Here is a 3148-nt window from a genome sequence, read left to right on the forward strand (position 1 = left end):
CCCATGTCTAGCATACGGTCAGCTTCATCGAGAACCAGCCATTCAATCGCACGGCAGTCAAAACGCTCGCCTTCAATGTATTCCATCAGACGACCAGGTGTTGCGACTACGATATCTTGAGTCGTGCTTAAGATATCTGCGTGCTCTTGGTACATCACACCGCCCGTGATCGTAAAGATATTTAGGCTGGTGTATTTAGCAAGTTCACGTGCTTGTTCGGTGATCTGCATTGCTAGCTCACGCGTTGGCGTCAGGATAAGCATACGTGCAGGGCCAGATTTCTTACGTGGGAAATCCAGTAGGTATTGCAGTGCTGGCAATACAAATGATGCTGTTTTACCAGTACCTGTTGGCGCAGAAGCCAAAACGTCTCTTCCATCTAACGCTTGTGGGATTGCTTCAGCTTGTATCTGTGTTGGGCGTTCGTAGCCCATTTCGTCAATTGCTTTAAGCAGCTCTTGGTTTAGATCGAGTTCTGCAAAGGTTCTGATCACTGTTGTTTCTCCACAAGCAATAAATGTTTCTGCCTCAAAAAGCAGACGATAAAAAAGAGTAGTCGGACATTATAGAAGCATTAGTGATTAGGATCACATGGTATTTGCTACATCTTGAGATAAAAATCTTTAGTAAGGGCAATAAATGCCTCGCTATAACCGCCATCGTGATGGATCGTAAGCGATTCACGCTGCAAATCTTGCTCGCTAACAGGATCTTTAGATAGTTCAAACAGGATTCTGCTTGGCGGTTTTTTGTCGGTTGTTTTCACATCAAGGCGCTTTGCTAGGTACCAACCACATTGCTCGGCAAGTTTGATGAAGCCTTCTCCTTCGGGCGTCGGCAGTATAAAACTGGCGGTGGCGGCATCAGTTGTTATCTCGAAACAACACTGGGCAAGTTGAAGGTGATCCAAGCTGTCGGTGTGTCTAGCGGTGGCTCTTTGACTTTGCTGTGCCTGTTCACCAGAGTTGAAGTAGGGCGGATTACAAATTATGGCATCAAATTGTTGCGAGAAATCCGTGGTTAACACGCTGTCGTGATGAAGGGAGATACGATCTTGCCAAGGCGACTGCTCAATATTGACTGTGGCAGCATCAATGGCGTGCTGATCAATATCGATCGCAGAGATTGAAGCATCCTCAAAACGCTGCGCAGCCATCAAGGCCAACAGACCTGTTCCTGTCCCTATATCGAGTACTAATGATTCAGGGGCAAGGTTAATCCATGATCCGAGCAGTACTCCATCGGTGCTAACAGGCATGCCGCTCTGTCCTCCGTAAATAGAGAACCTCTTAAAATTGAAGCTTTTAGTATTTGTCGTTTTGTCTTTCATGAATATTCTGATTATCGAGATATTTTAAGTGATTAGCTCTAATGTTAACTATTTGTGTAAATTAATATTCTAATTGCTTATCTATTGTTGCTAACAATGATCGGTTGATAATTATGTTAATCTGCATATATTTAGTTTAATTCACTACTTTTTGTTTATATATGCAAATTTATATGGTGTTTTTTTATGGTGACTTGCAGCTAGCCGAGTGTTTCGTCATTATGCGCGACTATTTTAAAGATTGATTGGCAGCTTCTCGCTGTAACATTCATGTAAGCACAACATAAACTCATAAATATAATTAAGGATTATCTGTGAAACAGAGTCTAAAACTAACAGATATAATGGCATTGGGCTTTATGCTTTTTGCGTTTTTCTTAGGTGCGGGTAACATCATCTTCCCACCTCTAGCTGGCCAATTAGCTGGTGATCACTTTCTTCCAGCGATGTCTGGTTTTCTGCTGACTGCCGTTGGTCTGCCGTTAATCACTATCGTCGCGGTTGCAGTGGCTGGTGGCTCTTGGGGTCACTTAACTAAAGATCTTCCTAAGAAAGCTGCAACCATCATGGCTGTGCTGATCTTTATCATTATCGGTCCTGCATTTGCTGCACCGCGTACTGGCCTTGTTGCATATGAGATGGCGGTGAAGCCGTTCTTCATTGATGCGACTCAAGTTCATCTAACTCTCTTTTCGATTGCATTTTTTGTGGTAGCGATGTTCTTCTCATGGTCACAAGGTAAGCTTATTGACGTTATTGGCAAGGTACTTACGCCTGCACTATTCGTTGGTTTGGTTGTACTGGCAGTTGCTGTGTTCATTAACCCACAAGGTGATGTCCTTGCGGCTCACGGTGAGTACATCACTCAGCCACTGACCAAAGGTTTCCTTGAAGGCTACAACACCATGGATACTTTTGCTGCTTTGATGTTTGGCATGCTGATTGTTGACGCAATTCGCAGTAAAGGCGTGACTGACCGCGCAGCAACAACTAAGTACCTAATCAGTGCGGGCTGTATTGCCGCTGCGGGTCTAGCATTTGTTTACATCTCTCTGTTCTTCCTGGGCGCAACAAGCGCAACAGTTGCAGCAGGTGCAGATAATGGCGGCGCTATCTTAAGCCTATACGTCCAATCTTTGTTTGGCCCTTCAGGTCAACTCGTGCTTTCTGTGATCGTACTATTGGCTTGTCTAACGACGGCGATTGGCCTTGTATCAGCATGTTCTGATTACTTCAGCTCGCTAACACCTCTGTCTTACAAGACCTGGGTAATCATCAACGGTGTAGCTTGTGCAACCGTAGCGAACGTTGGCCTTTCTCAGTTAATTTCTCTGTCTGTTCCAGTTCTGTTTGCACTTTATCCAGTAGCAATCGCATTGGTCGCACTGACATTCTTGCGCAGCCGCTTTCCTAATCCAAAAGCGGCTTACCGCGTAGTGGTATTAGTGTCTCTACTGTTTGCTCTTATCGATGGTGCTAAAGTTGCAGGTATAGATGTATCTGCAATGAACATGCTGCCGTTGTTCGAAATCGGTATGGGTTGGTTGCTTCCAACAACTGCCGCAATCATCTGTATGTTCTTCGTTGGTAAATCAACAGAGCAAGAGATGGCTGAAGAGACTGTTTAATCTTCCGTTGAGATGACATTGTCCTTCGACATGAAATAGAAAAGGCCTCATTACTTCGCAGTAATGAGGCCTTTTTGTATTCTGTGATCTTTTAATATTCTGCTACTTCGCTACTTCGCTACTTCGCTACTTCGCTACTGAGTTACTTAGCTGAGTGTACTTCTGTTTGGTTATAGCTTTTCGCTGTACT

The 3148-nt window shown here is 44.3% G+C and carries 3 protein-coding genes; 1 reads left to right on the forward strand and 2 read right to left on the reverse strand.

Annotated features, from left to right (window positions below):
• Window positions 1–494: DEAD/DEAH box helicase (locus AB4496_RS04510; RefSeq protein ID WP_133148599.1), on the reverse strand; the 494-nt coding region annotated here is incomplete at its 3' end.
• Between the two features lie 107 nt (window positions 495–601).
• A complete protein-coding gene (locus tag AB4496_RS04515; protein ID WP_009848423.1) occupies window positions 602–1330 on the reverse strand; it encodes a tRNA1(Val) (adenine(37)-N6)-methyltransferase in 729 nt (242 codons plus the stop codon).
• Between the two features lie 314 nt (window positions 1331–1644).
• Between AB4496_RS04515 and brnQ the strand changes: the two genes are divergently transcribed.
• The gene (brnQ, locus tag AB4496_RS04520; protein ID WP_032555323.1) at window positions 1645–2958 is read left to right on the forward strand and encodes a branched-chain amino acid transport system II carrier protein; all 1314 of its coding nucleotides are present in this window, start codon (window positions 1645–1647) and stop codon (window positions 2956–2958) included.
• Window positions 2959–3148: the final 190 nt, after the last annotated feature.

This window comes from Vibrio sp. 10N.222.46.A1, from assembly GCF_041473595.1.
GTDB classification, from domain to species: domain Bacteria; phylum Pseudomonadota; class Gammaproteobacteria; order Enterobacterales; family Vibrionaceae; genus Vibrio; species Vibrio tasmaniensis_A.

Excerpts from the sequence above, each read along its gene's own strand:
- AB4496_RS04515 (WP_009848423.1), bottom strand. The coding sequence starts at position 1,330 with ATGAAAGACAAAACGACAAATACTAAAAGCTTCAATTTTAAGAGGTTC.